This window comes from Dietzia sp. WMMA184 (genome assembly GCF_002441635.1).
Lineage (GTDB): Bacteria > Actinomycetota > Actinomycetes > Mycobacteriales > Mycobacteriaceae > Dietzia > Dietzia kunjamensis.
On sequence record NZ_NXEI01000001.1, the window covers coordinates 1621127 to 1646954 of the forward strand.

Below are 25828 nucleotides of genomic sequence, written 5' to 3' on the forward strand. Positions count from 1 at the left end.
GACACACCAATAAGTCGTCCCCGGCGCGATCGATGTCGATCGCGCCGGGGACGGGCCCGCCACTCAGAGCTTCATGATCTCCGCAGCGGAGAAGGACTTGCCCTCCGGGCGGCCTGACCAGTGCCCGGAGATCGCCTCCGCGAACTCGCGACGGTCCCATACGCCGCCCTCTGCGTCGAACCTCTTCTCCACGACGGGCGCCTCCACGAGCGCCACCATCCCGCCGTATACCACGAACAGCTGACCCGTGACGTCCGCGGCAGCGGGCGAGGCCAGGTAGGACACGAGGTCCGCGACCCGGTCCGGCGAGAGCGGATCCGGCCCTTCGGAGGGGTCCCAGGGCTCGAAGACCGCCTCCGTCATCCCGGTGCGACCGCGCGGGGCGATCGCGTTGGCGGTGCAGCCGATGCGCTCCAGCACCCGCGACGCGGACAGCGTCAGCGCGGTGATCGCGGCCTTGGCCGCGCCGTAGTTGGCCTGGCCGGGCGGGCCGAAGAGCCCCGCCTCCGACGAGGTGTTGATGAGCCGGCCGTAGACCGGCCCCCCGGATTTCTTGCTCTCCTCGCGCCAGTGGGCGGCCGCATTGCGGGTGAGCAGGAAGTGACCGCGCAGATGCACCTTCACGACCGCGTCGAAATCCTCGTCGGAGAGGTTGAACAGCATCTTGTCGCGCGTGATCCCGGCATTGTTGACCACCACGTGCAGCCCACCGAGCTTGAGGGCCTCGGCCACCATGGCGTCGGCTGTCTCCCGCTCGGAGACGTCGCCCACGACGAGTGCCGCCTTGGCTCCGGCCGCCTCGATGTCCGCGATCACCGCGTCCGCGGCTTCACCGGCGCGGATGTCGTTGATGACCACCGCGGCCGCGCCCGACCTGGCGAGCTCGACAGCCTCGGCCGCGCCGAGACCCGAGCCGGACCCGGTGACCACGGCGACCCGCCCGTCGAGTGAGAGGTCCGCGTCGAGCTTCTCCCGACCCATCCCCGCGGTCACTCCGCGGCCTTCAGCGCGGCCATCGGGCACTTCTCCACAGCCTTGAGTGCGCGCTTCTGCAGGTCCTCGGGGACCTCGTCGACGATCACACGCACGACCTCGTCGTCGTCGTTCAGCTCGAAGACCTTCGGCGCCAGGCCGACGCACACGGCCTGCCCCTCGCAGCGGTCGGGATCGACTTCAATCCTCATGCCGTCCTCCTCGGTCGCACCCACGGCCACCATGGCCGCGAGATGGTTGGATACTATGTGAGACACGACACTAGAACGTGTTCCACTCACCGATGAGCTTAGGGCATATGGACATCACCTACACCACCGACCAGGAACGTCTGCGCGGGGAGTTGCGCGAGTATTTCTCGGCACTGATGACCCCTGAACGACGCGAGGCCTTCACCTCCACCACCGGCGAGTACGGGCACGGCGACGCGTACCGCGAGATCGTCGCGGAGATGGGCCGAGACGGCTGGCTGACACTGGGGTGGCCCGAAGAATTCGGCGGGAAGAACCGGCCGATGATCGAGCAGCTCATCTTCACCGACGAGGCCGCGATCGCCGGCGTCCCGGTGCCGTTCCTCACCATCAACTCCGTGGCGCCCACCATCATGGCGTTCGGCTCCGACGAGCAGAAGAACTACTTCCTGCCCCGGATCAGCCGCGGTGAGCTGCACTTCGGCATCGGCTACTCCGAGCCGGACTCCGGCACCGACCTCGCGTCGCTCCGCACGCGGGCGGTCCGCGAGCCCGGGACCGGTGAGCACGAGGGCGGCGAGGTCTACCGGATCAACGGTCAGAAGATGTGGACGTCGCTGGTGGCGTACGCCGACTGGATCTGGCTGGCCGCGCGCACCGATCCGGACGCCAAGCGCCACAAGGGCATCTCCATGATCATGGTGCCCACCGACGCCGAGGGCTTCTCGTGGACCCCGGTCCACACGATGGCCGGCCCGGACACCAGTGCCACCTATTACCAGGACGTGGTGGTCCCGGCGAGCAACCTCGTGGGCCCCGAGCACGGCGGCTGGCCGCTCATGACCAACCAGCTCAACCACGAGCGCGTCGCCCTGACCTCAGCGGGGCCGCTGCAGGCCTCACTGCGGCAGGTCGTGCAGTGGGCGCGCACCACCCGCTCGGCGGACGTCGGCATGCCCGGGGACGGCACCGTCATGGACAACGAGTGGGTGCGGACCCACCTGGCCCGCGTCCACGCGATGGCCGAGTACCTGGCCCTGCGCAACTGGGAGATCGTCTCCGCGGACACCGCCGCGCCCACCCGCATCGCCGCGTCGGCGACCAAGGTGTACGGCACCGAGACCGCGTGCGAGGCCTACCGCCTCCTGATGGAGGTGCTCGGCTCGAGCGGATACCAGCGCTCCCACTCCCCGACCGCCGCACTGCACGGGCGCATCGAGCGCCTCCACCGGTCGGCGCTCATCCTCACCTTCGGCGGCGGCACCAACGAGGTGCAGCGCGACATCATCGCCACCGCCGGCCTGGGGCTGCCCCCGGCGCCACGCGTCGCCCCCGCTCCGTCCGCCAGCACCGCCCGGAAGGAGCGCTGACATGGATTTCTCCGTCGACGACACCACCGCGGAGCTGACCGCCCTCGTCCGGGACATGGGCGAACGTCTGGTCACCGACGACTCCCTGCGCGAACTCGACGCCCGGTTCGGCCCCGGCACCGAATCCGGCGGAACCGACCGCGGGACCGCCCGGTTCCACGCCCGCTACTGGGAGGAACTGGTCCGGGCTGGCGTCCCGGCCGCCCTCGCCCCGGAGTCGCTCGGCGGCGCCGGACTGGGGGTGATCGGCGAGGCCCTGGTCCTACGCGAGTTGGGCCGGGTTGTCGCCCCGGTCCCCCTGTCCCCCGCGATCCGCGCGGCCCACCTGCTCGAGGCGGCCGGGCGGACCGACCGCGCCACCGCCGTGGCGGAGGGGCGCGAGATCGCAGCCGTCGCTGACGGTTGGTCCGGCCCCGTACCGGAGGTGGACTGGGCGCCGATCGCCGATGTGATCGTCCGGAGGTCGGCCGACGGCGTACACGTGTCGGACGGCGCGGCGGTCACCGTGGAACGCACGGTCCCCGTCGACTACTCGTGCAGCGGGCTCGTCACCGGTGACACAGGTGACGCCACCGCGCTGGCCGCCGGGGCGCTCGAGTTCGATGCCCTGCGCCGCCGCGTCCACCTTGCCGCCCACCAGTGGGGCGTGATCGAGGCCGCGCTCGAGCGCACCGCCGCGTACGCGAGCACCCGCCACCAATTCGGTCGCCCCATCGGCACGTTCCAGGCCGTCGCCGCCCGTCTGGCGGACGGGTCCATCGACGTCGACGCCGTCCGGTTGAGCACCCTGCGCGCCGCCTACGAACTCGACGCTTGTAGCGGCGGCCCCGGCCCGACCGCACACGCGGCGGTGGCCTCCGCCCACTTCTGGGCCTGCGACGCCGGCCACCGCCTCGCCCACACCGCCGTGCACGTCCACGGAGGTGTCGGGCTGGACCGCTCCGAGCCCGTCCACCGCTACTTCCTCGCCGCGAAGGCCGACGAGTTCCGCCTCGGCGGCGCCACCCGGCAACTGCTCGACCTGGGCGACCTGCTGGCCACCGCGGGCGACCCCTGGGAGTACTCGGCGTGAGCGGCGCGGTGAAGACGATCGCGGAGGTCGCCGCCCAGCCGTTCACCTCCGTCGCCGACGCGGTGCACGCCCTGTCGGCGGTGCGCGATCGCGGCATCTGGTCCGACGGTCGGCTCACGCCCTGGTCGGAGGCCGTCGGCGCGGTGGCCGTGCGGATCGCGGCGCTTCGGGAACTGATGACCTCGTCGTCGCCGCCTTCGTCGTCGTCACCATCGTCGTCGTCACCGTCACGCCCGCACATCGGCCTCCTCCTGGCCGGCACACCCGAGTACCTCCACCTGCTCGGCGCGGCGGCATGCTCGGAGCTCGTCGTGGCCGGGCTCAACCCCACGCGACGCGGCGAGGCTCTGATCCGCGACGCGGCCCTCGCCGACTGCGCGCTCATCCTCACGGACACCGACAACGCCGCACTGCTCGACGGGCTCGACCCCGGCGTGCCCGTGGTCTCCGTCGACTCCCCCGAGTGGACCGCACTGCTCGACCGGCACGCCGGCGCGGCGCTCCCCGAGGTGGCGGACGTGCCCGTCGGCCCCGACGACCTCGTCGCCCTGGTGTTCACCTCGGGCACGAGCGGCGACCCCAAGGCCGTCCGGATCACGCAGAGCAAGATCTCCGTGCCCGGCCGCATGCTCGCCGAGAGGTTCGGGATCGGCGCGGACGACTGCGTGTACAGCGCGATGCCGCTGTTCCACTCCAACGCCGTGATGGTGGCGTGGCCGATCGCCCTGTACTCCGGATGCTCGATCGCCCTGCGGCGTCGCTTCTCCGCCTCCAACTGGCTCGACGACGTCCGGCGACACGGATGCACGTTCGCCAACTACGTCGGCGCACCACTGTCCTACATCCTGGCCACCCCCGAGCGACCCGACGACGCCGACAACCCGATGCGCGTGGTCTACGGCAACGAGGCGCCCGCCGACGTGCGTCGCGAGTTCGCCCGGCGCTTCGGCGTCACCGTGGTGGACGGGTTCGGTTCCAGCGAGGGCGGCATCTCCGTCACCCGCACGCCCGGGACCCCCGACGCCGCGCTCGGCCCACTGCCGGACGGGGTGCGGATCGTCGACCCGGAGTCCGGGGACGAGCGCCCCCGCGCCCGCTTCGACGACGCCGGCGTCCTGCTCAACGCCGACGAGTCCGTGGGTGAGATGGTCGCCGACGGGCCGGGCCTGTTCTCCGGGTACTACGGCGACCCCGCCGCCGACGCCGAGAGGATGCGCGGCGGCCGGTTCCACTCCGGTGATCTCGCGTACGTCGACGACGAGGGATGGGTCTACTTCGCCGGCCGGTCCGGTGGCTGGATGCGCGTGGACGGGGAGAACCTGGCGGCGGCACCGATCGAACGCGTACTGCGGCGCCACCCCGATGTGGCCGAGGTCGGCGTGTACGCCGTGCCGGCGGAGTCGGTGCGCGGTCCGGCCGTCATCGGCGACGCCGTCGCCGCGGCGGTGGTGCCACGCGAGGGAGCAGACGTCTCGACCCTGGCGGACGGATTCGGCGATTTCCTCGCCGCCCAACCCGACCTCGGGCCCAAGCAGTGGCCGTCGCTGCTCCGGATGACCGCCGCGCTGCCACGGACAGCCAGCTTCAAGTTCCGGGCCCGCGACCTCAGCTCGCTGGGCGCCGAATCGGCCGGGGACAGGGTCTGAGTCCGCACCGACGGTGGAGGGGCCTTCACCCCCGGGTGAGGTCGTCGGTAGGTTTGGCGTGTGGACCACGCCGTGAACCCCGACCTGCAGCATCCCGCCGGCGACGGCATCGACGCCGATGCCGTCGCCGCCGATGACGACTTCGGTATCTCCGCGCCCGTCCCGCCCAAACCGCTGCTGCGGGGGTGGATCCACGCCGGCACCCTGCCCGTGGCGATCGCGCTGGGCGTCGTGCTCACCGTCCTCGCCGAGGGCACCGCGCTGACCTGGGCCTGCGCGGTGTTCCTGGCGACCTCGACCCTGCTGTTCGGGATCTCGGCCCTGTATCACCGGGTGAACTGGGGGCCACGCGCCGCGGCCCTGATGCGCCGTCTGGACCACTCCAACATCTTCCTGCTCATCGCCGGGACGTACACCCCCATGACGGTGGCGGCACTGGAGCCCCCGACCACCCAGATCCTGTTGACGCTCGTGTGGTCGGGGGCTCTGCTGGGGATCCTGTTCCGCCTGTTCTGGTTGTCCGCGCCGCGCTGGCTGTACGTCGTCCTCTACATCGGCCTCGGCTGGACCGCGGTGTGGTTCGCCGGCGACCTCATCACCGCCAACCTCGCCGCCGTCATCCTGGTGATGGTCGGTGGCGTCGCCTACACCGGCGGCGCGGTGGTCTACGGCCTCAAGCGACCCGACCCGGCCCCCGGCGTCTTCGGTTTCCACGAGGTGTTCCACACGTGCACCGTGATCGCGTTCGCCTGCCACTGGGCCGCGATGCTGCTGTTCGTCCTGACCAGCTGATGACCTGCTGACGACCTGCTGACCCGATGGCCAGCTGGTCGGCCGCTCCGGCGAGCCGCCCGATACAGAAACGAGAATCCGCTATCCCGATTCCGGATCTGCTACCCGAATTGGGCTGGCGGATCCGGAATCGGAGTAGCGGATCTGGCCGATGACGGCGAGACGGGCCCGTCCGGTCAGGCCAGGGTCGCGCGCAGTCGCTCGACGGCGGCCTCGTACTCGGCGACGATCTGCGCCATCGTCTCGGCCACGGGCACCACGCCCTCGAGGGAGCCGATGATCTGGCCGGCGGGCATGGCCACGACCTCGGGATCCTGCGCCTCGGAGATCCGCTGGTGGGCCTCCGCGACGAGGATGTTCTGCAGCGGCATGGGCAGCGGGTCCGGCGCGTCGGCGGCGGCCCACGCCTCGGTCCACTTGCTCTTGAGCAGCCGCGCGGGCTTGCCCGAGTAGATGCGCGTGCGGACGGTGTCGCGGCTGGTCGCGGCCACGAGCGCCTTCTGCATGGCCTGCGACCCGCCGTCCTCGGCGTACTCGGCGGCCGTGAGCCAGCGCGATCCCATCCAGGCGCCCTGCGCGCCCATCCCGATCACGGACGCGACCTGGGTCCCGTCGCCGATGCCACCGGCGGCCAGCACCGGGGCCCGGCCGTCGAGGGCCTTGACGATCTCGGGGACCAGCACCATCGTCGCGACGTCGCCGGTGTGACCTCCCGCCTCGCCGCCCTGGGCGATCACGATGTCCACGCCGTTGTCGACGTGGGCCAGGGCGTGCTTGGTGGCGCCGGCGAGGGCGGCGACCTTCATCCCGTTCTCGTGGGCGAGGTCGATGATGTGCTTCGGCGGCGAGCCCAGGGCGTTGGCGATGAGCACCGGCCGGTGCTTGAGAGACATCTCCACGTGCGACTGGGCGACCGAGTGGAGCCACCCGATGACCCCTGCGTTGTGCTCGGCGTCATCGCCGAGCGGCGGGACGCCGAGGTCGTCGAGGACCCGGGAGACGAACGACTTGTGCTCCTCGGGGATCATCGCGGCGATGTCCTCCGGGCTCCCCTCGGTGGGGACCTTGTTGGGCATGACGATGTCCACCCCGTAGGGCTTGCCGTCGGTGTTCTCGTCCATCCAGGTGAGGACCTCGTCGAGTTCCGCGGCATCGTTGTACCGGACACACCCGAGCACGCCCATGCCGCCGGCACGGGTCACGGCGGCCGCGACGGCCTTGGACGGGGTGAACGCGAAGACCGGGTACTCGATCCCGAACTCCTCCGTGAGGGAAGTGCGAATGCTCACTTGCTGATCTCCTGGCTGTCGTCTGCGGGGCGGGACGCGGCGATGTCCGCGGCCCACCGGTAGTCGGGCTTACCCGCGGGATTGCGCTTGACCGAGGTCTCGACCCACAACGCGCGCGGGCACTTGTAGCGGGCGATCTCCTTGCGCGCGTGCTCGTTGATCTCCTCGATGGGCGGGCACTTGCCGTCACGGGTGTGCAGCACGGCCGCGACCTTGTGGCCCATCCGCTCGTCCGGCACCCCGATCACCAGGGCGTCGAACACGTCGGGATGGGTCTTGAGCGCCGCTTCGACCTCCTCCGGGTGCACCTTCTCGCCGCCGGTGTTGATGGACACCGATCCGCGGCCGAGCATCGTGACGGTGCCGTCGGACTCGACACGGGCGTCGTCGCCGGGGATGGAGTAACGCTTGCCGTTGTACGTCTTGAAGGTCGCCGCGGTCTTGGCCTCGTCCTTGTAGTACCCCAGCGGGATGTGACCGGTCCGGGCCACCTTGCCGATGACATCCGATCCGGGCTGGATCTCGTTGCCGTCGTCGTCCAGGACGGTGGTCTCGCCGTCGATCTTCACGCGCGGACCGCCGGTGTGGGTCTTGCCCTTCTCCGCCAGGGCGATGCCCGAGAAGCCCGTCTCGGAGGACCCGATGGAGTCGGAGATCATCGCGTTGGGGAACGCCTCGATGAACTGGTCCTTGACCGACGGCGAGAAGAGGGCGGCCGAGGACCCGATGTAGAAGAGCGACGAGGGGTCGTACTTCTCCGCGTCCCAGGCCTCGATCATCGGGCGCGCCATCGCGTCCCCGGTGATGAACAGCAGGTTGATCTTGCGGTCCGTGACCGTCTGCCAGACCGTCTCGGCGTCGAACTCCGGGATGAGCACACTCGTGTGACCGGCGAACAGGGCCATGAGGATCGCCCACTGGGCTCCGCCGTGGATGAGCGGCGGTAGCGCGGCCCGGACCAGCACCCCGCCGTCGACGGCCTTGTTCGCCAACTCCCACTCGTCGGCGACCCGCTCCCCCGTGAGGAAGTCGATGCCACCGCCCAGGACCATGAACACGTCCTCCTGGCGCCACATGACGCCCTTCGGCGAACCCGTGGTGCCACCCGTGTACAGCATGTAGATGTCGTCGTTCGAGCGCTCGCCGAAGTCCCGCTCCGGGGACTGTGCGGCCAGGGCGTCCTCGTAGTGCGCCACCGAGACGCTCTCGGGCACGACCGGGTCCGGCCCGTCGGTCTCGTCCTCGACCACGAGGCAGTGCCGGACCCCCGGGGTCCTGGGCAGCGCCGCGGCCAGGGTCTCCGAGTAGCGGCGCTCGTGGATGACCGCGACGGCGTCGGAGTTGTCCAGCAGGTATTCGAGCTCGGCCGGCACGTAGCGGAAATTCACGTTGACCATGACCGCGCGGATCTTGAAGATCGCCACCATGGCCTCGACGGCCTCGATGGTGTTGCGGCTGTACACCGCGACCTTGTCATCGGGCCCCACCCCCACCGACTGCAGGTGGTGGGCGAGTCGGTTGGCACGGTCCTCGAACTCCCGGAAGCTGAGCTCACGATCACCCTGGACGAGCACGAGCCGGTCGGGGACACGGTCCACGCTGTGTTCTACGAGATCTCCGATGGTGTACGCCATGCCCCCAAACTAGAACGTGTTACCTTCCCGTGGTGTGGGTTACATCGAACCCGGCATAAAGAAATCCTCCAGGAGGCCCCAGATGACCAGCGTCGCGACGCCCGAGGACCAGCACCTGCTCACCGAGCGGCGTGGGCACGTCCTGATCGTCACCATGAACCGCCCCGAGGCCAGGAACGCCCTGTCGGGGCCGATGATGCGGGGCATGGAGGCCGCCTGGGATCTGGTGGACTCCGACCCCGACATCCGGGCGTGCATTCTCACCGGCGCGGGCGGGTTCTTCTGCGCGGGCGCCGACCTCAAGGCCATGAACTCCGACGCCCCGGGGGACAAGTTCGCCGGCGGCGGCTGGGATCTCACGACGCTCCCGGCCCTGCTCAAGGGTCGCCGGCTGAGCAAGCCGCTCATCGCCGCGGTCGAGGGGCCGGCCATCGCGGGCGGGACCGAGATCCTGCAGGGCACCGACATCCGCGTCGCCGGACGGTCCGCGAAGTTCGGTGTCTCCGAGGCGCGGTGGGGCCTGTACCCGCTCGGCGGTTCGGCGGTCCGGCTCGTGCGCCAGATCCCGTACACCGTCGCGATGGAGGTCCTCATGACGGGCCGCCACCTCACCGCGGAGGAGGCCGAGCGTTTCGGGCTCATCGGCCACGTGGTCGACGACGGATCGGCCCTCGACAAGGCCCTGGAGATCGCCGACCTCATCGCCGCGAACGGTCCGCTGGCGGTCCGGGGGATGATCGAGACCATCCGTCGCACCGAGGGCATGCACGAGGAGGAGGCCTTCCGCGTCGACGCCGAGGTGGGCGGGCGGGTCTTCGCCTCCGCCGACGCGAAGGAGGGCCCGCGGGCGTTCGCCGAGAAGCGCAAGCCCGAGTTCCGGGGAGAGTGACCGGTCCGGCTGCGGGCCTCACGGCAGGCCCGCAGCCGGGCGACGACTACAGCTTGAGCCGTGTCCGTACCTGCATCGCCCTCAGGTATCCCGAGGCCATCCGCTGCTTGTCCTTGGTGAACGGCGGCACCATCATCTCCGAGACGTTGTAGGCGAACGAGTGGTGCGCCACCGCCCGCTCGTGGGTGAACGTCCGGAAGCCGTAGTGGCCGTGGTACCCGCCCATCCCCGAGTTGCCGACGCCGCCGAACGGGATGGTGGACGAGGCCATGCCGATCCCGAAGTCGTTGCCGTAGATGTTGCCGGAGCGGGTGCGGTCGGCGACGGTCTCGAAGCGGTCGTTTCGGTCCCCGTACCAGTACAGGACGAGCGGGCTGGGCCGGTCGTTGACGTAGCGGATCGCCTCGTCGAGGCCCCTGTAGCCGAATACCGTGAGGACGGGGCCGAACACCTCCTCGGAGTCGATCTCCATGTCCGGGGTCACGCCGGTGAGCAGGGTGGGCGCGATCTTGCGGCCGACCGGGTCGGGCAGCCGTTCGCCGGCCGGCGCGGCGTCGCGTTTGTCGGCGCCCTTCCCCACGGCGTCGTCGATCAGGCCGACGATCCGCTCGTAGTTCGAGGTGTTGACGGTCGCCGTGTACTCGGGGTTGCCGACGATCGCGGGCAGGCTGGTGCGCCACTGGTCGAGCACGGTGTCGCAGAACGCGTCCAGTCGGTCCTCGGGGACGAACACGTAATCCGGGCACATGCACACCTGACCGCCGTTGACGAGGCGGGAGGACGCGATGCTGCGCGCAGCCCGATCGATGTCGGCGCTGGTGTCGACTAGGACCGGGTTCTTGCCGCCCAGTTCGAGGGTGACGGGGGTGAGGTTCTCCGCGGCGTCCTTGGCGACGGACTTGCCGACCCCGGGCGAGCCGGTGAAGAACAGGTGGTCGAAGGGCAGGACCGAGAAGTCCGAACCACGGCCGTGTTCGGGTCCGGCGATCGCGAGTTCGTCGACGGCGAAATACTCCGGTGCCAGCCGGCACAGGGCCTCGGTGGTGTGCGCGGTGACCGAGGACGGCCGGATCATCACCCGGTTGCCGGCGCCGAGGGCGGAACCGGCGGGCACGATCGTGAGGTACAGCGGGAAGTTCCACGGTCCGATGATGCCGACGACCCCCTTGGGGTCGTGTCGGACCTGTTGGGTGAAGCCCACCGCCTCCAGGGCTCGGGACACGCGCGTGGGGCGCATCCACTTCTTGATGTTGCCGCGCTGGTGGTCCAGGTCGGGGATGGAGGAGGCGATGTCGGTGAGGGTGGAGAAGGTCTCCGGCCGGGAGCCGTAGTCCTCGCGCATCGCCTCGGTGAGGTCGGCGGCGTTGTCCAGGACGAGGCGTTTGAGGCGCAGGATCCGGTCCCGGCGGATCTTCACGCCCGGCTGGGGATCGGCGAGGAACGCCTGTTGTTGCCGCTCGAGGATCTGCGCGAGCGTGAGATCGCGCGCGGTGGGGGTTCTGGTCATGCGTCCAGGGTAGAACGCGTTCTCGCCCCGCGTCGGGGATCCGACGACGACGAGGGCCCGCCCCTGCCCAGACCTACTTCGCGTCCGCCCAGTACGGATCCTTCAGCGTGCGCTTCATCAGTTTCCCGTTGGCCTGGCGGGGCAGCTCGTCCACCACATCGATCGACCGCGGCATCTTGAACTTCGCCAGCCGACCGGACAGGTCCTCGAGGATGTGTGCCTTGAGCTCGTCGGACTCGGGGTAGCCCTCGGCCAGTTCGATGACGGCCTTGACCTCCTCACCCCAGCCCTTGTGCGGGATCCCAAAGACCGCCGCGTCGCGGACCGCCTCGTGGCGGGTCATCTCCGACTCGATCTCTGCCGGGTAGATGTTCACGCCGCCGGAGATGATCATGTCGTTCTTGCGGTCGCACAGGAACAGGTAGCCGTCTTCGTCCACGTAGCCGATGTCGCCCATGGTGAAGAGCTCGCCGACGTAGGTCTTCGCGGTCTTCTCCTTGTCCTGGTGGTACTCGAACTTCGACCCGTGCATCTGCAGGTACACATTGCCGATCTCGCCGGTGGGCAGCTCGTTGCCGTCGTCGTCGAGGATCTTCAGGGTGGTGGTCTTCCACGGCCGCCCCACGCTGCCGGGCTTGCGCAGCCATTCCTCGCCGGTGATGGTGCACCCACCGCCCTCGGTCCCGGCGTAGTACTCGGTCAGGACCGGGCCCCACCAGTCGAGCATGGCCTGCTTGACGTGCTTGGGGCACGGCGCGGCGCCGTGGACGATCGTGCGCAGGCTGGACACGTCGTACTTCGCGCGCACATCCTCCGGCAGCTCCAGCAGCCGCGAGAACTGCGTCGGCACCATGTGCGACTGGGTGACGCCGTGGGTGTCGATGAGTCGCAGCATCTCCTCGGGCGTCCACTTGTCCATGAGCACCACGGCCTGGCCCAGATTGAGCGAGATGGTGACGAAGTTGAGCACGGCCGTGTGGTAGAGCGGCGAGCCACAGATGTGGACGTTGTCCGGCGCCTGGATGTCGAAGCCGGCGAAGAAGTAGTAGTTGGGGACCGTCACTTGATCCGGCGAGGCGCCGGTGAGCGGGCGGCGCACACCCTTGGGGCGTCCGGTGGTGCCGGAGGTGTAGAGCATCGGGGCGCCGAGGGTCCGGGACGACGGCAAGGGGTCCTCTCCCTGGGCGGGGGCGGTGAGCTCGGCCAGCGGACGGGACCCGGGGACGTCGCCGATCGCGTAGCAGCGGGCGGGGTCGAGCCCGGACTCCGCGGCGGCGGCGGTGGCGACGTCGGCGAAATGCTCGTCGGCGATGAACACCGTGGACCCGGAGTTCTCCAGAATGTAGGCCACCTCGGGTCCCGTGAGATGCCAGTTCGCGGGCGCCACGTAGAGGCCGATCTCGATCGCCGCGTAGTAGACCTCGAGGAAGCCGATGCCGTTCGGCGCCAGGAGGACGATGCAGTCCCCGGCCTCCAGTCCGAGCTCGCGCAGGCCGCGGGCGTAACCGTGGGCTGCGTCGGCGAGTTCGCCGAAAGTCACCTGGCGACCGGCCGCCTCGATCACCGCGACGCGGTCCGGCTGGGCCTCGGCGATCCGGTAGACACTGGTCACATGCCCCCCGGTCCGCGGGTCGAGGACTCCGGCGTCGGCGGGGACGGAGGGTGTGGGTGCGCTCATGCCCCCACACTAGAACGCGTTCTAGCCCCCGTCGAGGCTTTGCCCTCCACCGACCCGCTTCTCCCGGGCGTCCGCACCCGGCCCGCGTCAGTCGATGAACTGCGCGATCGTCTCGATCTCCTCGACCGTCCGGGCGGTGACGACGAGCATGGTGATGCCCGCGGCCTCCCACTCGGCGATCTGCGACCGCACCGAGTCGGCATCCCCGATGATCGCGGTGGCCTCGACCATCTCGTCCGGGACCGCGGCGGCGGCCTCGTCCTTGCGGCCGGAGCGGAACAGTTCGGTGATGCGGTCCACGTCGTCGCCGAAGCCCATGCGACGGAACGCCTCGGCGTGGAAGTTCTTCTCCTCGGCGCCCATGCCGCCCGCGTACAGGGCGGTGAACGGCTTGTACGCGTCGAGGACGCCGCGGCGGTCGTCCGTCACGTGGAGCTGGCACAGGAAGGCCACCTCGAAGTCCTCGCGGGTGCGGCGCGCCCCGGGTCGGGCGAACCCCTCGTCGAGCCACCCGTTGAACTCGTGGGCGGTGCGCGGCGAGGCCAGGAAGCCCAGCCAGCCGTCGGCGATCTCTGCGGCCAGGGCCACGTTCTTGGGCCCCTCCGCGCCCAGCCAGATCGGCACGTCCTCGCGCAGTGGATGCAGGATCGGCTTGAGCGGCTTGCCGAATCCGGAGGCGTCGTCGCCCTGATAGGGCAGGGCGTACGCGGGGCCGTCTGAAGTGACGGGCGCTTCGCGGCGCAGGACCTGGCGGATGATGTCGATGTACTCGCGGGTCCGCGCCAGCGGCTTGGCGAACGGCTGGCCGTACCACCCCTCCACCACCTGCGGCCCGGACACACCCAGCCCCAGCGCGAAGCGTCCGCCCGACAGGTGATCGAGCGTCATGGTGCTCATGGCGGTGGCCGTGGGCGTACGGGCCGAGAGCTGCACGACGGCCGTCGACAGCCGGATGCGCTCGGTGAGCGAGCCGTACCAGGCCAGCGGCGTGAAGGCGTCCGAACCCCAGGCCTCGGCGGTGAAGACGGTGTCGAAGCCCGCCCTGTCCGCCGCCACCACGAGGTCGGCATGGTTGGTGGGCGGCTGGGCGCCCCAGTATCCGAGCTGCAACGCGAATTTCATGGACACCAGTGTGACCCACACCTCTCCGCGGCGGGGGCGGGGACCCGGATCAGCGTGTCGGGGAAACTCACACAACCGCGGTGGAACGTGTTCTACTCGAGGGCGTGACATCCAGAGAGATCGTTGTCGATATCACCCCACCGGACGAGCCCGTGCTCTCGGCGTCCCTGTCACCGTCGTTCGACTACACACGGTCGACCGGCCCCGTGCTGGGAGCGTTCTTCACCGGCCTACGCGAGCGACGCCTGGTCGGTAACCGCGATTCCCGCGGCACCGTGCACCTGCCGCCGGTCGAGTTCGACCCCCACACACGCCGGGCCCTCACGGAATCCGTGGAAGTGGGATCCGGTTCCGCGATCGAGGGCCTCGTCGTCGCATGGACCTGGGTTCCCGCTCCCACCGAGGTCAACCCGCTCGACACCCCGTTCGCGTGGGCGCTCGTGCGGTTCGACGGCGCGGACACCGCCATGCTCCTGCCCCTGGCCGCCGACGGCCCCGAGGCGGTGAGCACCGGGATGCGTGTCCGCCTGCGGTGGGCCGCCGAGCGCACCGGCACCATCCACGACATCGCGTGCGTGGTCCCCGCCGACGCGCCGGGTGACACCGGAGGCGACGACGACGAGGTCCCGCGGTCCGAGTCCGAGCCCGTCACCATCGTGGTGACGCCGATCGGACTGTCGGTCACCCACACGGCCGGACCCGCCGAGAGCGAGTACCTGCGCGCGATCGTGCAGGGCAAGGTGCTGGGGCGGCGCCGCTCCAACGGCCCCGAGGTCTACGTGCCCCCGCGTGACTACTGCCCGTCCGACGGCGTGGCCATGGGCGAGTACGTGGAGGTCTCCGACATCGGCACGGTGACCACGTTCGGCATCGTCAACGTGCCGTTCGCCGGCCAGGAGATCAAGCCCCCGTACGTCACCGCCTACATCCTGCTCGACGGCTCCGACGTCCCCATCCAGCACCTGGTGCTGGGCTGCGAGGCGTCCGAGGTACGGATGGGGATGCGCGTGCGCGCCGTGTGGACGCCCGAGTCCGAACGGCCCGCCTCGATGAAGGCCATCGCCCACTTCGAGCCCACCGGCGATCCCGACGCCGATCCCGACACCTATGCCGATCACCTGTAGAGGACACCACCCGTGACCCCCAACGCTCCCCGGGACGTGGCCGTCGTCGGATTCGCCCACGCCCGCCACACCGAGTCCACCTTCGGCACCACCAACGGTGTCGAGATGCTCGCCCCCGTCTTCGCCGAGTGCTACCGGCAGACCGGACTGGACCGCACCGACATCGACTTCTGGTGCTCCGGCTCGTCCGACTACCTGGCCGGCCGCGCCTTCTCGTTCATCTCCGCCGTCGACTCCATCGGCGCGGTCCCCCCGATCTCCGAGTCGCACGTCGAGATGGACGCCGCGTGGGCGTTCTTCGAGGCCTACCTCAAGATCGCCTCCGGCCAGGCCGACACGGCCCTCGTCTACGGGTTCGGCAAGGCCTCGGCCAGCACCGACCTCGACACCGCCCTGGCGCTGCAACTCGACCCCTACACCGTCGCCCCGCTGTGGCCCGGCCGGCACCACGTCGCCGCACTGCAGGCCCGCGCCGGCATCGACGCCGGCCGGTGGTCCGAGGCCGAGATGGCCGCCGTCGCCGCCCGCGCCACCGGCCGCGACGAGACGGACCTTCTCGCCGAGCCGTATGTGGCCGACCCGCTGCGTCAGCACGACTGCCCTCCCGTCACCGATGGCGCCGGCGCCATCATCCTCGCCTCCGCCGACCGGGCCCGTGAGCTGGTCGACACCCCGGCGTACATCACCGGGATGGAACACATCGCCGACTCCGCCGAGTTCGGCGCCCGCGACCTCACCGACTCCCCGTCCGCACGGGCCGCCGCCGTCCGTGCGACCGGTTCGTCCGGGGACCGCCCCGACCTCGGCGGTGTCTCGGTGGCCGAGCTCCACACCCAGTACACCCACCAGGAGCTCCTCCTGCGCGGCGCGCTGGGCATCTCCGACGACGTCGCCGTGACCCCGTCCGGCGGCTCCCTCCTCGCGGACCCGCTGTTCTCCGCGGGCCTCGAGCGCATCGGCTACGCCGCCCACAGCATCTGGGAGGGCCGCTCCGAGCGTGCCCTCGCCCACGCGACCAGCGGCCACCTGCTGCAGCAGAACCTCATCTGCCTCCTGGAAGGACGCACCGCATGAGCGCCCACGCATCCGGAACCCACAGTTCCGGTCTGCCCGCCGCCGTCCTCGGGACCGGCCAGACCCACCACGTCGCCCGCCGCACCGACGTCTCCATGGCCGGACTCTGCCGCGAGGCGATCGACGCCGCCATGATCGACGCCGGGGTCGGCTGGGACGACATCGACGCCGTGATCGTCGGCAAGGCCCCCGACCTGTTCGAGGGCGTCATGATGCCCGAGTTGATGATGGCCGACGCTCTCGGCGCCGTCGGCAAACCGCTGCTGCGCGTCCACACGGCCGGGTCCGTCGGCGGCTCGACCGCTGTCGTCGCCGCGTCACACGTCCAGTCCGGCCGCTACCGCCGGGTCCTCGCCGTGGCGTGGGAGAAGCAGTCCGAGTCCAACGCCATGTGGGCGCTGAGCCTGCCCGTGCCGTTCACCGCACCCGTCGGGGCCGGCGCGGGCGGCTACTTCGCCCCCCACGTGCGCTCCTACATCCGCACCACCGGGGCGCCCGAGCACGTGGGCGCGATGGTCGCGGTCAAGGACCGCCTCAACGGCTCGGTCAACCCGTACGCGCACCTCAAGCAGCCCGACATCACGGTCGACAAGGTGCTACAGGGACAGATGCTGTGGGACCCCATCCGGTTCGACGAGACCTGCCCCTCCTCCGACGGCGCGTGCGCGATCGTCATCGGCGATGCCGAGGCGGCCGAGGCCGTGGAGTCCGCCGGCCGACAGGTCGCGTGGGTCCACGCCACCGCGCTTCGCACCGAGCCCGGGACCTTCGCCTACCGCAACTACCGCAGCCCGCAGGCCGGCCGCGACGCCGCCGCCGCCCTGTGGGCCGAGGCCGGGATCACCAACCCGGCCGAGGAGATCGACGCGGCCGAGATCTACGTGCCGTTCTCCTGGTTTGAGCCCATGTGGCTGGAGAACCTCGGGTTCTGCGCGGAGGGCGAGGGGTGGCGCATGACCGAGTCCGGCGCCACCGCGCGCGACGGCTCCCTGCCGGTCAACCCGTCCGGCGGCGTGCTGTGCTCGAACCCCATCGGCGCGTCCGGAATGCTCCGGTTCGCCGAGGCCGCCCGTCAGGTGATGAATCGAGCGGACGAGCACCAGGTCCCCGGCGCACGCAAGGCCCTGGGCCACGCGTACGGCGGTGGATCCCAGTACTTCTCTATGTGGGTAGTGGGGACCGACCGTCCGGAGCGCCACTCATGAGCAACCCCTATCTGGACGACGACGGGCAGTACCGGCCATTGGAGATGAGTGACGCGGCCCTGGCGAGTCCCGCCTACGCCGCCGCGCGCCGCTCGTGGGCCGCGACCAACACCGGCGACCGCGACGCCTGGATCGCCGGGTGGAACCCCGAGGGCACCATCGAGGATCCCGTGGGTCCGTCGATGTTCGACGCCGAGGGCATCGGCCACACCGGCACGGAGAGGCTCCTGGAGTTCTGGGAGAAGGCCGTGGCCACCCCGGATCACATCGAGTTCCGGTTCGACCGCGGGATTGCCGCGGGCGACGAACTCCTCTGCATCGGCACAATGCGCACCCACATGGGCTCCAGCATCATGGAGATCGACATCGCCGTGGACTACCGCGTCGACTCCCAAGGCCGGCTCGTGAACCTTCGCGCCTTCTGGGAACAGGACGTGGCCATGGCCTCAGGACTGCGACCGCTGACCGACGACGACCGGGCGGCCATCGCCGGCGCCGCAGGAAAGAGCGAGTGACCATGAGCCGTGTAGCGGACGTCGAGTTCTCCGTCCCCGTCTCCTTCTCCCCCGTCGACCAGTACCTCGACATCGCACGCGGCGCCGAGGCCGCGGGCATCGACCGGATCGTCCTGCCCGACTCCCTGTTCCACCCGCGGCGTCAGGACAAGGACTACCCGTACACGCCGGACGGCTCCCGGATGTGGGACGAGAACACCGAATGGGTGGAGCCGCTCATCGCCTGCGCCGCGATGGGTGGCGCGACCTCCCGGATCCGCTTCTGCCCGCAGGTGCTCAAGGTGGGCCCGCGCAACCCCCTGCTGCTCACCCGGCAGGTGGGGTCGGTCGCGTTGCTCACCGGCAACCGGCTGGACCTCGGCGTGGGCATCGGCTGGGACCCCAACGAGTTCGAATGGTGCGGCGCGCCGTTCAAGGGCCGCGGCAAACGCACCGACGAGTCGCTGGCCATACTGCGTGAGGGTCTGCGCGGCCAGTGGATGGAGTTCCACGGCGACCACTTCGACTTCGACGAGCTCATCTTCACCCCGGCGCCGTCCGAGCAGGTCCCCTTCTACGTGGGTGGCCACACCGAGATCGCGCTCAAGCGCGCCGCCCGCGTCGGCCAGGGCTGGACCAGCGCGATGATGGGGTTCGACGACATCGGCGCCACCGTGACCCGCCTGGGCGAACTGCTCGAGGAGCAGGGGCGCTCGCTGGCCGACCGCGGCGACGGCAAGCGCTTCGCCATCCAGGTGGTGTGCCTGGACCGCTACGGCTCGAAGGGCTTCGCCGAGCTGGCTGCGGCCGGTGTCACCGACATCATCGTCATGCCGTGGCTGATCGAGGGCCACGGGTACGACTGCACGGCCGAGCAGAAGATCGAGTCGATCGCCCGCTTCGGCGAGAAGTACGGCCTCACGCCCTAGTTGCACGGGGCGCTTCGGCGCGTGATGCCCCTCAGGCGGGCAGGTGCGCAGCGACGTCGTCCAGGCAGGCGAGGATCGCGCCGTGCGTGTCCTGCGTGGCCTCCAGATGCATGAGGTGTCCGGCCGGCGCCGTGATCGCGCGGACCATCCGCACATCGTCGTGATAGCGGTCGAGCTTGGTCAACGGGTCGCGTCCGTGGAAGCCCTCGAGGTCCGGGTCGTGCTCGAAATAGAGGAAGTAGAAGGGCACGGGGTTGGTCTGCCGCGCGAACCCCTTGCGCGCGTGCCAGCTGACGTCCATCGCCCGGTACCACTGCAGTGGCCCCGCGAACCCGGTGCGCGCGTACTCCTCCTCGTAGGTGTCCATCTCCTCGACCGACAGCCACGGCCACGGCAGCGGCGGCGCCTCGGGCAGCGCGTCGAGATAGGTGGAGCCCGGCGGGTGCTGCCACACGCCGAGGTAGTGATAGTCCGCGGACAGTGCCCAGAAGACGCGGGTGAGGAATTCGCGCTCGCGGCCCGCGAGGTCGGCTTCGGCCACACCGGGCTGCGCGAAGTAGTGCAGGTGGAGGAAGTGCTCCTGCGCCATCATCGCCGACCCCTCCAGGGGCGGGACCGACCCGGCAGTGCTCATGAACGGGTTCTCCATCCCGATCACCGCGCGGACCCGCCCGGGTTCGAGGTGGCACGTGTCGTAGGCGACGCCGGCGCCGAAGTCGAAGCCCACCAGTACCACCCGGTCCGCGTCCTCGGCATCGCAGACGGCCACCACGTCGTCGACGACCTCGCGCGGGCCGTACGCCGCGACGTCCGTGGGCGCGTCCGACCCGCCCATCCCGCGCAGGTCGGGGGCGATGACCCGCCATCCGGCCGCGGTCAGGACGGGGATCAGGCGATGCCACGTGAACCAGAAGTGCGGGAAACCGTGCAGGAGAACCACGGTCCCGGGGCCGTCGCCGGTCGGCGCCGTGGCGGACCGGGGGTCGGGGTCGGCGACCACGTAGTGCAGTCGGACGCCGTCACGGTCGACGGTGCGGTGGTCGATCATGGTGATCACCTTGCCTGTTCGATGGGGCCGACGGGATCGGTTCGGGGTGTGTGCGAGGTCGGTCGACGACGCCGACGACGACAAGGTCACCCCTCCCCCGAGACGAGAGCCCCGGCCCGGCCTGCGGAACAGGCGGGACCGGGGCTGACAGTGATGATGTGTGTAGTGGTTCTTCGGGCGGGTCTGACTCACGGGCTGACAGTGATGATGTGTGTAGTGGTTCTTCGGGCGGGTCTGACTCACGGGCTGACCGTCGCGGTGGCTGACTAGAAGCGGATTTGTCGGCCCGCTCGGGGGATCGCTACGCACGCGACCGGACGGGCGTTTGTGACCTCATAGGAGCTTGGTTCAGAAGCCCCGCCACTGTCTTGTCCGCCCGCCTGGCCGGCGCGTGCTGCCCCACCGGGATCAACGAGAAAGGCAGCAGTGACCATGATGTCCGATCAGCACGTGCATGTCATCGCCGGAGTGGATACGCATGGCCAGACCCATCACGCGGCGGTGATCGACTCCCTCGGGCGGCATCTGGCCGACCGAGAGTTCCCGGCCACGGGTTCCGGGTACCGGCAGCTACTTTCATGGCTCGGCGGCCACGGCACCGTGCAGGCCGTTGGGGTCGAGGGCACCGGAGCCTACGGCGCCGAGCTGTCTCGGGTGCTGGCCCGGGCCGGACTACCGGTGGTCGAAGTCGACCGACCCGACCGCAAGACCCGGCGGATGAAGGGCAAGTCCGACCCGATAGACGCCTATGCCGCTGCTACCGCGGTCGCCTCCGGGCGTGCCACTGGCGTGCCGAAGACCCGCGACGGGATCGTGGAGGCCGTCCGGGCCTTGCGTGTGCCTCGGCGCTCCGCGGTCAAGGCCCGCACCCAAGCGATCAACCAGGCCAGGCAGCTGGTGATCACCGCTCCGGAGGAATTGCGAGCCCAGTTGCGTGGCCTGCCCGCCCGCGAGCTGGCCGTAGTCTGCGCCCGGTTCCGTCCCAGCGACCTCGCTAGTCCCCTCGGCGCGACCAAGGCGGCACTACGCATTCTGAGCCGCCGGATCCTGGCACTGAGTGAGGAGATCGCCGACCTCGACGTCGAGCTAAAAGCCCTGACCGCGCAGACGGCTCCGACCCTGATGAACCGCATGGGCGTGGGACCTGACGTCGCCGGGCAGCTTCTGGCCACCGCGGGCGACAACCCAGACAGGCTGCGCTCCGAAGCGGCGTTCGCGCACCTGTGCGGCGTGGCCCCGATCCCTGCCTCTTCAGGACGACGAGACCGACACCGACTCAACCGCGGTGGCGACCGGGCCGCGAACCACGCCCTGCATACCATCGCACTGAGCCGCATGCGATGGGACGAACGCACCCGCTCATACGTTGACCGACGAACCGCGCAAGGCCTGTCCAAGAAAGACATCATGCGCTGCCTCAAACGCCACATCGCGCGCGAGATCTACCATGCCCTGATCAACGACCTACAGGCTCGCGACCCCGCCACCAAAGCACCGACCACCGCCGACCTCGCCAAAGCCGCTTGACATCCATAGGAGCATCCGTCGCGGTGGCTGACTAGAAGCGGATTTGTCGGCCCGCTCGGGGGATCGCTACGCACGCGACCGGACGGGCGTTTGTGACCTCATAGGAGCTTGGTTCAGAAGCCCCGCCACTGTCTTGTCCGCCCGCCTGGCCGGCGCGTGCTGCCCCACCGGGATCAACGAGAAAGGCAGCAGTGACCATGATGTCCGATCAGCACGTGCATGTCATCGCCGGAGTGGATACGCATGGCCAGACCCATCACGCGGCGGTGATCGACTCCCTCGGGCGGCATCTGGCCGACCGAGAGTTCCCGGCCACGGGTTCCGGGTACCGGCAGCTACTTTCATGGCTCGGCGGCCACGGCACCGTGCAGGCCGTTGGGGTCGAGGGCACCGGAGCCTGTCAAGATAATTGTGTGAGTTTTGGTTAGTGATGTCTGTCACATGTGGGGGTCGAAGCGTTCCGGGTAGGCCAGTGCGAGTTCGGCCAGTGCGGCTCGCCAACCGTGGATGGTGGCGCCTTCGACGAGTCTGGGGATCGATTTCCGGGGGCCTGCGTGGCCGTCTGCTCGGCGTTGAGCGTCCTTGGCGCGTTCTCGGTCTCGTCGGTCCTCGATGTTGCGTATGGCTAGCCATAGCAGCTTGATCGCGGCGGCATCGCTGGGGAAGTGCCCGCGGTTCTTGGTGATCTTGCGCAGCTGGTAGTTCAGCGACTCGATCGAGTTCGTGGTGTAGATCAGCTTGCGTGTGGCTGGGCCGAAGGCCAGGAACGGGATGAACCGCTCCCAGGCGGCCTCCCACGACCTGACGGCGGTGGGGTACTTGGCGCCCAGCGGCGATTCGGCGAAGGCCTCCAGTGCGGCTCTGGCGGCCTCGGCGTTGGCGGCGGTGTAGATCGGCTTGAGTGCCTTGGCCACGTTCTTGCGGTCGCTGTAGGACACGAACCGCATCGAGGCCCGGATCAGGTGCACCACGCAGGTCTGCACCTCGGCGAAAGGCCAGGTCGCGGCAATCGCCTCGGACAGTCCGGTCAGCCCGTCGCAGGCCACGATCAGGACGTCTTTGACGCCGCGATTGGCCAGTTCGGCGCACACGCTGGCCCAGAACGCCGCGCCTTCCTTGGCCTGCACCCAGATGCCGAGCACGTGCTTGACGCCCTCAAGATCGACCCCGACCGCGATGTGGGCAGCGCGGGTCTTCACGTGGGCTCCATCGCGGATCTTGATGTGGATCGCGTCCAGGAACACCACCGGGTAGAACGCCTCCAACGGGCGGTGCTGCCAGGCGGCGACTTCGTCCAGGACCGCGTCGGTGACGTTGGCGATGGACTCGTGCGACAGCTCCACCCCCAGGGTCCGCGCGAGGTGGTGCTCGATCTCCCGGACGGTCATTCCGCCGGCGTACAGCGAGATGATCTGGTCCTCCAGCCCGCCGAGCCGGCGGGCGCCCTTCGGGACGAGCTGGGAGGCGAACGAGCCCTGCCGATCGCGGGGCTGATCCAGTTCCACCGGGCCGACCTCGGTGGCCACGGTCTTGCGCGAAGTGCCGTTGCGGTGGTTTCCGTCCCCGCCACGGGCGTGGGCATCGCGGCCCAGATGCTCGGTCAGCTCGGCGCCCATGCCCCGCTCAAGGACGGCCTTGAGCATCTCGTTCAAAAAGCCGTCCTTGCCAGTCAACTCCAACCCTCGCGAACGGGTCTCGGCGAGTACGTGATCAATCAGCGCATCCGAGAACACCTCCCGGCGAAGCCCAGCAGCATCTGATACATCCGTAGCGTCGTGGTCGTCAACAGCCATAGCGTTCATGATTCCTCCTCCGGATCAACTCACACAGACCATCTGACACGCCCAGGGCAACCGGAGCCTACGGCGCCGAGCTGTCTCGGGTGCTGGCCCGGGCCGGACTACCGGTGGTCGAAGTCGACCGACCCGACCGCAAGACCCGGCGGATGAAGGGCAAGTCCGACCCGATAGACGCCTATGCCGCTGCTACCGCGGTCGCCTCCGGGCGTGCCACTGGCGTGCCGAAGACCCGCGACGGGATCGTGGAGGCCGTCCGGGCCTTGCGTGTGCCTCGGCGCTCCGCGGTCAAGGCCCGCACCCAAGCGATCAACCAGGCCAGGCAGCTGGTGATCACCGCTCCGGAGGAATTGCGAGCCCAGTTGCGTGGCCTGCCCGCCCGCGAGCTGGCCGTAGTCTGCGCCCGGTTCCGTCCCAGCGACCTCGCTAGTCCCCTCGGCGCGACCAAGGCGGCACTACGCATTCTGAGCCGCCGGATCTTGGCACTGAGTGAGGAGATCGCCGACCTCGACGTCGAGCTAAAAGCCCTGACCGCGCAGACGGCTCCGACCCTGATGAACCGCATGGGCGTGGGACCTGACGTCGCCGGGCAGCTTCTGGCCACCGCGGGCGACAACCCAGACAGGCTGCGCTCCGAAGCGGCGTTCGCGCACCTGTGCGGCGTGGCCCCGATCCCTGCCTCTTCAGGACGACGAGACCGACACCGACTCAACCGCGGTGGCGACCGGGCCGCGAACCACGCCCTGCATACCATCGCACTGAGCCGCATGCGATGGGACGAACGCACCCGCTCATACGTTGACCGACGAACCGCGCAAGGCCTGTCCAAGAAAGACATCATGCGCTGCCTCAAACGCCACATCGCGCGCGAGATCTACCATGCCCTGATCAACGACCTACAGGCTCGCGACCCCGCCACCAAAGCACCGACCACCGCCGACCTCGCCAAAGCCGCTTGACATCCATAGGAGCATCCGGCCGGGGGCCGGGTCTGGCTGCTCGCTGTGTCAGGCTCGCTGTGTCGGGCTCGCTGTGTCAGGTCAGTGCATGACCGGGCACTTGAAGTCGACCTTCCAGTCCTGGATCGCGTTGAGCCAACCCGAACGCAGACGCGTCGAGTCCCCCAGCGAGGTGATGTCCGGCATGTGATCGGCGATCGCGTTGAAGATCAGCTCGATCTGCAGCTTGGCCAGGTTGGCGCCGATGCAGTAGTGCGGGCCGTTGCCGCCGAACGTCAGATGCGGGTTCGGGTCGCGGGTGATGTCGAACGTGAACGGATCGGAGAAGACGTCCTCGTCGAAGTTCGCCGAGCCGTACATGATCGCGGCACGGTCACCCTTCTTCATGGTCACCCCGCCGATCTCCACGTCCTCGGTGGCGGTGCGCTGGAACGAGGTGATCGGGGAGGCCCACCGCAGGATCTCGTCGTAGGCGGTCGCCGGGCGCTCGCGCTTGAACAGCTCCCACTGGTCGGGGTTCTCGAGGAACGCGATCATCCCGTGGGTCGTGGCGTTGCGGGTGGTCTCATTGCCCGCCACCGCGAGCAGGACCACGAACCAGCCGAACTCGTCGGAGGTGAGCTTCTCGCCGTCGACATCAGCCTGGATGAGCTTGGTGACCAGGTCGTCACGGGGGTCGGTCTCGCGCTTGGTGGCCAACTCCTGGGCGTAGGAGAGCACCATGGCGTTGGCCATCTGCGACTCCTCGACCTTGCCGGGGACGTCGTAGCTGGTCATCTGGTTGGACCACTCGAAGATCTGGTGACGGTCCTCCAGCGGGATGCCGATGAGCTCGGCGATGGCCTGGAGCGGGAGCTCGGAGGCGACGTCGACGATGAAGTCGCCGCTGCCCTTCGCCGCCGCGGTCTCGACGATGTTCTTGGCCTTCTCGGCGAGGTGCTCGCGCATCTTCTCGATGTTGCGCGGGGTGAACCCCTTCGAGATGATCCGCCGGTACTTCTTGTGCTCCTCGCCGTCCTGGTTGATGAACAGCAGGCGGGTGAGCTCGACGATCTCCCGCTCGGTGCCGGGGGCGAAGCGCGGGATGGCGGTGTTCTCGAAGGTGGAGAAGACCTCGTTGGTCCGGCGCGAGATCTCCTTGACGTCCTCGTGCTTGGTGACGACCCAGTAGCCGTCGTCGTCGAAACCGTCGACCCCGGGGTCCTTGGCGCACCACCAGATCGGCTCGGTCCGGCGGAGGTGGGCCCACTCGGGATGCGGTAGGCGCTTCTCGTAGAGCTCCGGATCCGTGAAATCGAACCCCTCGGGAATGGTGACTGGCTGCACTGGCACTCCTTGACCACGTCTGATTGCGTCTCGTGCTCGAACGGCGCCGGGACATCTCTGCCCTCACCCCGCAATGTAATCTAGAACACGTTATAGGCACCATACTGGAACACGTTCACTTCTGGGTCGTCGTTCCTGATCGCCCGGAGCGCCCGGTCGCCCC

General features: G+C 69.5%; 23 protein-coding genes. 13 read left to right on the forward strand and 10 right to left on the reverse strand.

Annotation, left to right across the window (positions count from 1 at the left end; all coding sequences use genetic code 11):
• Positions 1 to 63 precede the first annotated feature (63 nt).
• Both CK206_RS07435 and CK206_RS07440 read right to left on the reverse strand, forming a co-directional pair.
• Positions 64 to 981: a 3-oxoacyl-ACP reductase gene (locus tag CK206_RS07435; protein WP_096907342.1), complete on the reverse strand. Its 918-nt coding sequence runs from the start codon at positions 979 to 981 to the stop codon at positions 64 to 66.
• 8 nt (positions 982 to 989) lie between these two features.
• The gene (locus CK206_RS07440; protein WP_067712138.1) at positions 990 to 1184 is read right to left on the reverse strand and encodes a ferredoxin; all 195 of its coding nucleotides are present in this window, start codon (positions 1182 to 1184) and stop codon (positions 990 to 992) included.
• Positions 1185 to 1291: 107 nt separating this feature from the next.
• Here CK206_RS07440 and CK206_RS07445 point away from each other — a divergent pair, with 107 nt between their 5' ends.
• From CK206_RS07445 to CK206_RS07460, 4 genes are read left to right on the forward strand one after another with little or no spacing between them, the layout of a single operon-like run.
• Positions 1292 to 2554, forward strand: a complete 1263-nt coding sequence (locus CK206_RS07445) for an acyl-CoA dehydrogenase family protein (RefSeq protein WP_096906017.1) — start codon at positions 1292 to 1294, stop codon at positions 2552 to 2554.
• Between the two features lies 1 nt (position 2555).
• Positions 2556 to 3626: an acyl-CoA dehydrogenase family protein gene (locus CK206_RS07450; protein ID WP_096906018.1), complete on the forward strand. Its 1071-nt coding sequence runs from the start codon at positions 2556 to 2558 to the stop codon at positions 3624 to 3626.
• Positions 3623 to 5272 (forward strand): AMP-binding protein, encoded by a 1650-nt coding sequence (locus CK206_RS07455; protein WP_096906019.1) that lies wholly within the window; start codon positions 3623 to 3625, stop codon positions 5270 to 5272. The genes CK206_RS07450 and CK206_RS07455 overlap by 4 nt, the downstream gene beginning before the upstream one ends.
• 60 nt (positions 5273 to 5332) lie before the next feature.
• Complete coding sequence (locus tag CK206_RS07460) at positions 5333 to 6064, forward strand: hemolysin III family protein (RefSeq protein WP_173674779.1); 732 nt, start codon at positions 5333 to 5335, stop codon at positions 6062 to 6064.
• 176 nt (positions 6065 to 6240) lie between these two features.
• Here the strand turns inward: CK206_RS07460 and CK206_RS07465 are convergent, their stop codons facing one another.
• Positions 6241 to 7347 carry a nitronate monooxygenase family protein gene (locus CK206_RS07465; RefSeq protein ID WP_173674834.1) on the reverse strand — a complete coding sequence of 369 codons (1107 nt, stop codon included), beginning with the start codon at positions 7345 to 7347 and terminating at the stop codon, positions 6241 to 6243.
• Between the two features lie 2 nt (positions 7348 to 7349).
• Complete coding sequence (locus tag CK206_RS07470; protein WP_096906021.1) at positions 7350 to 8987, reverse strand: acyl-CoA synthetase; 1638 nt, start codon at positions 8985 to 8987, stop codon at positions 7350 to 7352.
• 82 nt (positions 8988 to 9069) lie between these two features.
• Here CK206_RS07470 and CK206_RS07475 point away from each other — a divergent pair, with 82 nt between their 5' ends.
• Positions 9070 to 9876 carry a crotonase/enoyl-CoA hydratase family protein gene (locus CK206_RS07475; protein ID WP_096906022.1) on the forward strand — a complete coding sequence of 269 codons (807 nt, stop codon included), beginning with the start codon at positions 9070 to 9072 and terminating at the stop codon, positions 9874 to 9876.
• Positions 9877 to 9922: 46 nt separating this feature from the next.
• Here the strand turns inward: CK206_RS07475 and CK206_RS07480 are convergent, their stop codons facing one another.
• From CK206_RS07480 to CK206_RS07490, 3 genes are all read right to left on the reverse strand, one after another.
• Entirely contained in the window at positions 9923 to 11383 is a 1461-nt protein-coding gene (locus CK206_RS07480) for an aldehyde dehydrogenase family protein (RefSeq protein ID WP_096906023.1), read from the reverse strand.
• A gap of 73 nt (positions 11384 to 11456) precedes the next feature.
• A complete protein-coding gene (locus CK206_RS07485) occupies positions 11457 to 13061 on the reverse strand; it encodes an AMP-binding protein (RefSeq protein ID WP_173674780.1) in 1605 nt (534 codons plus the stop codon).
• Positions 13062 to 13148: 87 nt separating this feature from the next.
• A complete protein-coding gene (locus CK206_RS07490; protein ID WP_096907344.1) occupies positions 13149 to 14183 on the reverse strand; it encodes an LLM class F420-dependent oxidoreductase in 1035 nt (344 codons plus the stop codon).
• Between the two features lie 104 nt (positions 14184 to 14287).
• Here CK206_RS07490 and CK206_RS07495 point away from each other — a divergent pair, with 104 nt between their 5' ends.
• The 5 genes from CK206_RS07495 to CK206_RS07515 are packed head-to-tail and all read left to right on the forward strand — an operon-like array spanning position 14288 to position 19009.
• Positions 14288 to 15307 (forward strand): Zn-ribbon domain-containing OB-fold protein, encoded by a 1020-nt coding sequence (locus CK206_RS07495; protein ID WP_254050513.1) that lies wholly within the window; start codon positions 14288 to 14290, stop codon positions 15305 to 15307.
• 12 nt (positions 15308 to 15319) lie between these two features.
• Positions 15320 to 16381, forward strand: coding sequence for a thiolase domain-containing protein (locus tag CK206_RS07500; RefSeq protein WP_096906025.1), 1062 nt, complete (start codon positions 15320 to 15322; stop codon positions 16379 to 16381).
• Complete coding sequence (locus CK206_RS07505) at positions 16378 to 17586, forward strand: thiolase domain-containing protein (protein ID WP_096906026.1); 1209 nt, start codon at positions 16378 to 16380, stop codon at positions 17584 to 17586. Before CK206_RS07500 ends, CK206_RS07505 begins: the two co-directional genes overlap by 4 nt.
• Positions 17583 to 18101, forward strand: coding sequence for a nuclear transport factor 2 family protein (locus CK206_RS07510; protein WP_096906027.1), 519 nt, complete (start codon positions 17583 to 17585; stop codon positions 18099 to 18101). Before CK206_RS07505 ends, CK206_RS07510 begins: the two co-directional genes overlap by 4 nt.
• Before the next feature lie 2 nt (positions 18102 to 18103).
• Positions 18104 to 19009: a TIGR03619 family F420-dependent LLM class oxidoreductase gene (locus CK206_RS07515; protein ID WP_096907346.1), complete on the forward strand. Its 906-nt coding sequence runs from the start codon at positions 18104 to 18106 to the stop codon at positions 19007 to 19009.
• A gap of 31 nt (positions 19010 to 19040) precedes the next feature.
• Here the strand turns inward: CK206_RS07515 and CK206_RS07520 are convergent, their stop codons facing one another.
• Positions 19041 to 20057, reverse strand: coding sequence for an alpha/beta fold hydrolase (locus CK206_RS07520; protein ID WP_096907347.1), 1017 nt, complete (start codon positions 20055 to 20057; stop codon positions 19041 to 19043).
• 435 nt (positions 20058 to 20492) lie between these two features.
• Between CK206_RS07520 and CK206_RS07525 the strand changes: the two genes are divergently transcribed.
• Complete coding sequence (locus CK206_RS07525; protein WP_216824158.1) at positions 20493 to 21584, forward strand: IS110 family transposase; 1092 nt, start codon at positions 20493 to 20495, stop codon at positions 21582 to 21584.
• Between the two features lie 197 nt (positions 21585 to 21781).
• On the forward strand, positions 21782 to 22012 hold the full coding sequence (locus tag CK206_RS07530) for an IS110 family transposase (protein WP_254050514.1): 231 nt from the start codon (positions 21782 to 21784) through the stop codon (positions 22010 to 22012).
• A 9-nt stretch (positions 22013 to 22021) separates the two neighbouring features.
• Here CK206_RS07530 and CK206_RS07535 read toward each other — a convergent pair whose 3' ends face one another.
• Positions 22022 to 23377: an IS256 family transposase gene (locus CK206_RS07535; RefSeq protein ID WP_069388925.1), complete on the reverse strand. Its 1356-nt coding sequence runs from the start codon at positions 23375 to 23377 to the stop codon at positions 22022 to 22024.
• Positions 23378 to 23400: 23 nt separating this feature from the next.
• Between CK206_RS07535 and CK206_RS07540 the strand changes: the two genes are divergently transcribed.
• Complete coding sequence (locus CK206_RS07540; protein ID WP_256385643.1) at positions 23401 to 24339, forward strand: transposase; 939 nt, start codon at positions 23401 to 23403, stop codon at positions 24337 to 24339.
• 81 nt (positions 24340 to 24420) lie between these two features.
• Here the strand turns inward: CK206_RS07540 and CK206_RS07545 are convergent, their stop codons facing one another.
• On the reverse strand, positions 24421 to 25665 hold the full coding sequence (locus tag CK206_RS07545) for a cytochrome P450 (RefSeq protein WP_096906029.1): 1245 nt from the start codon (positions 25663 to 25665) through the stop codon (positions 24421 to 24423).
• Between the last annotated feature and the right edge of the window lie 163 nt (positions 25666 to 25828).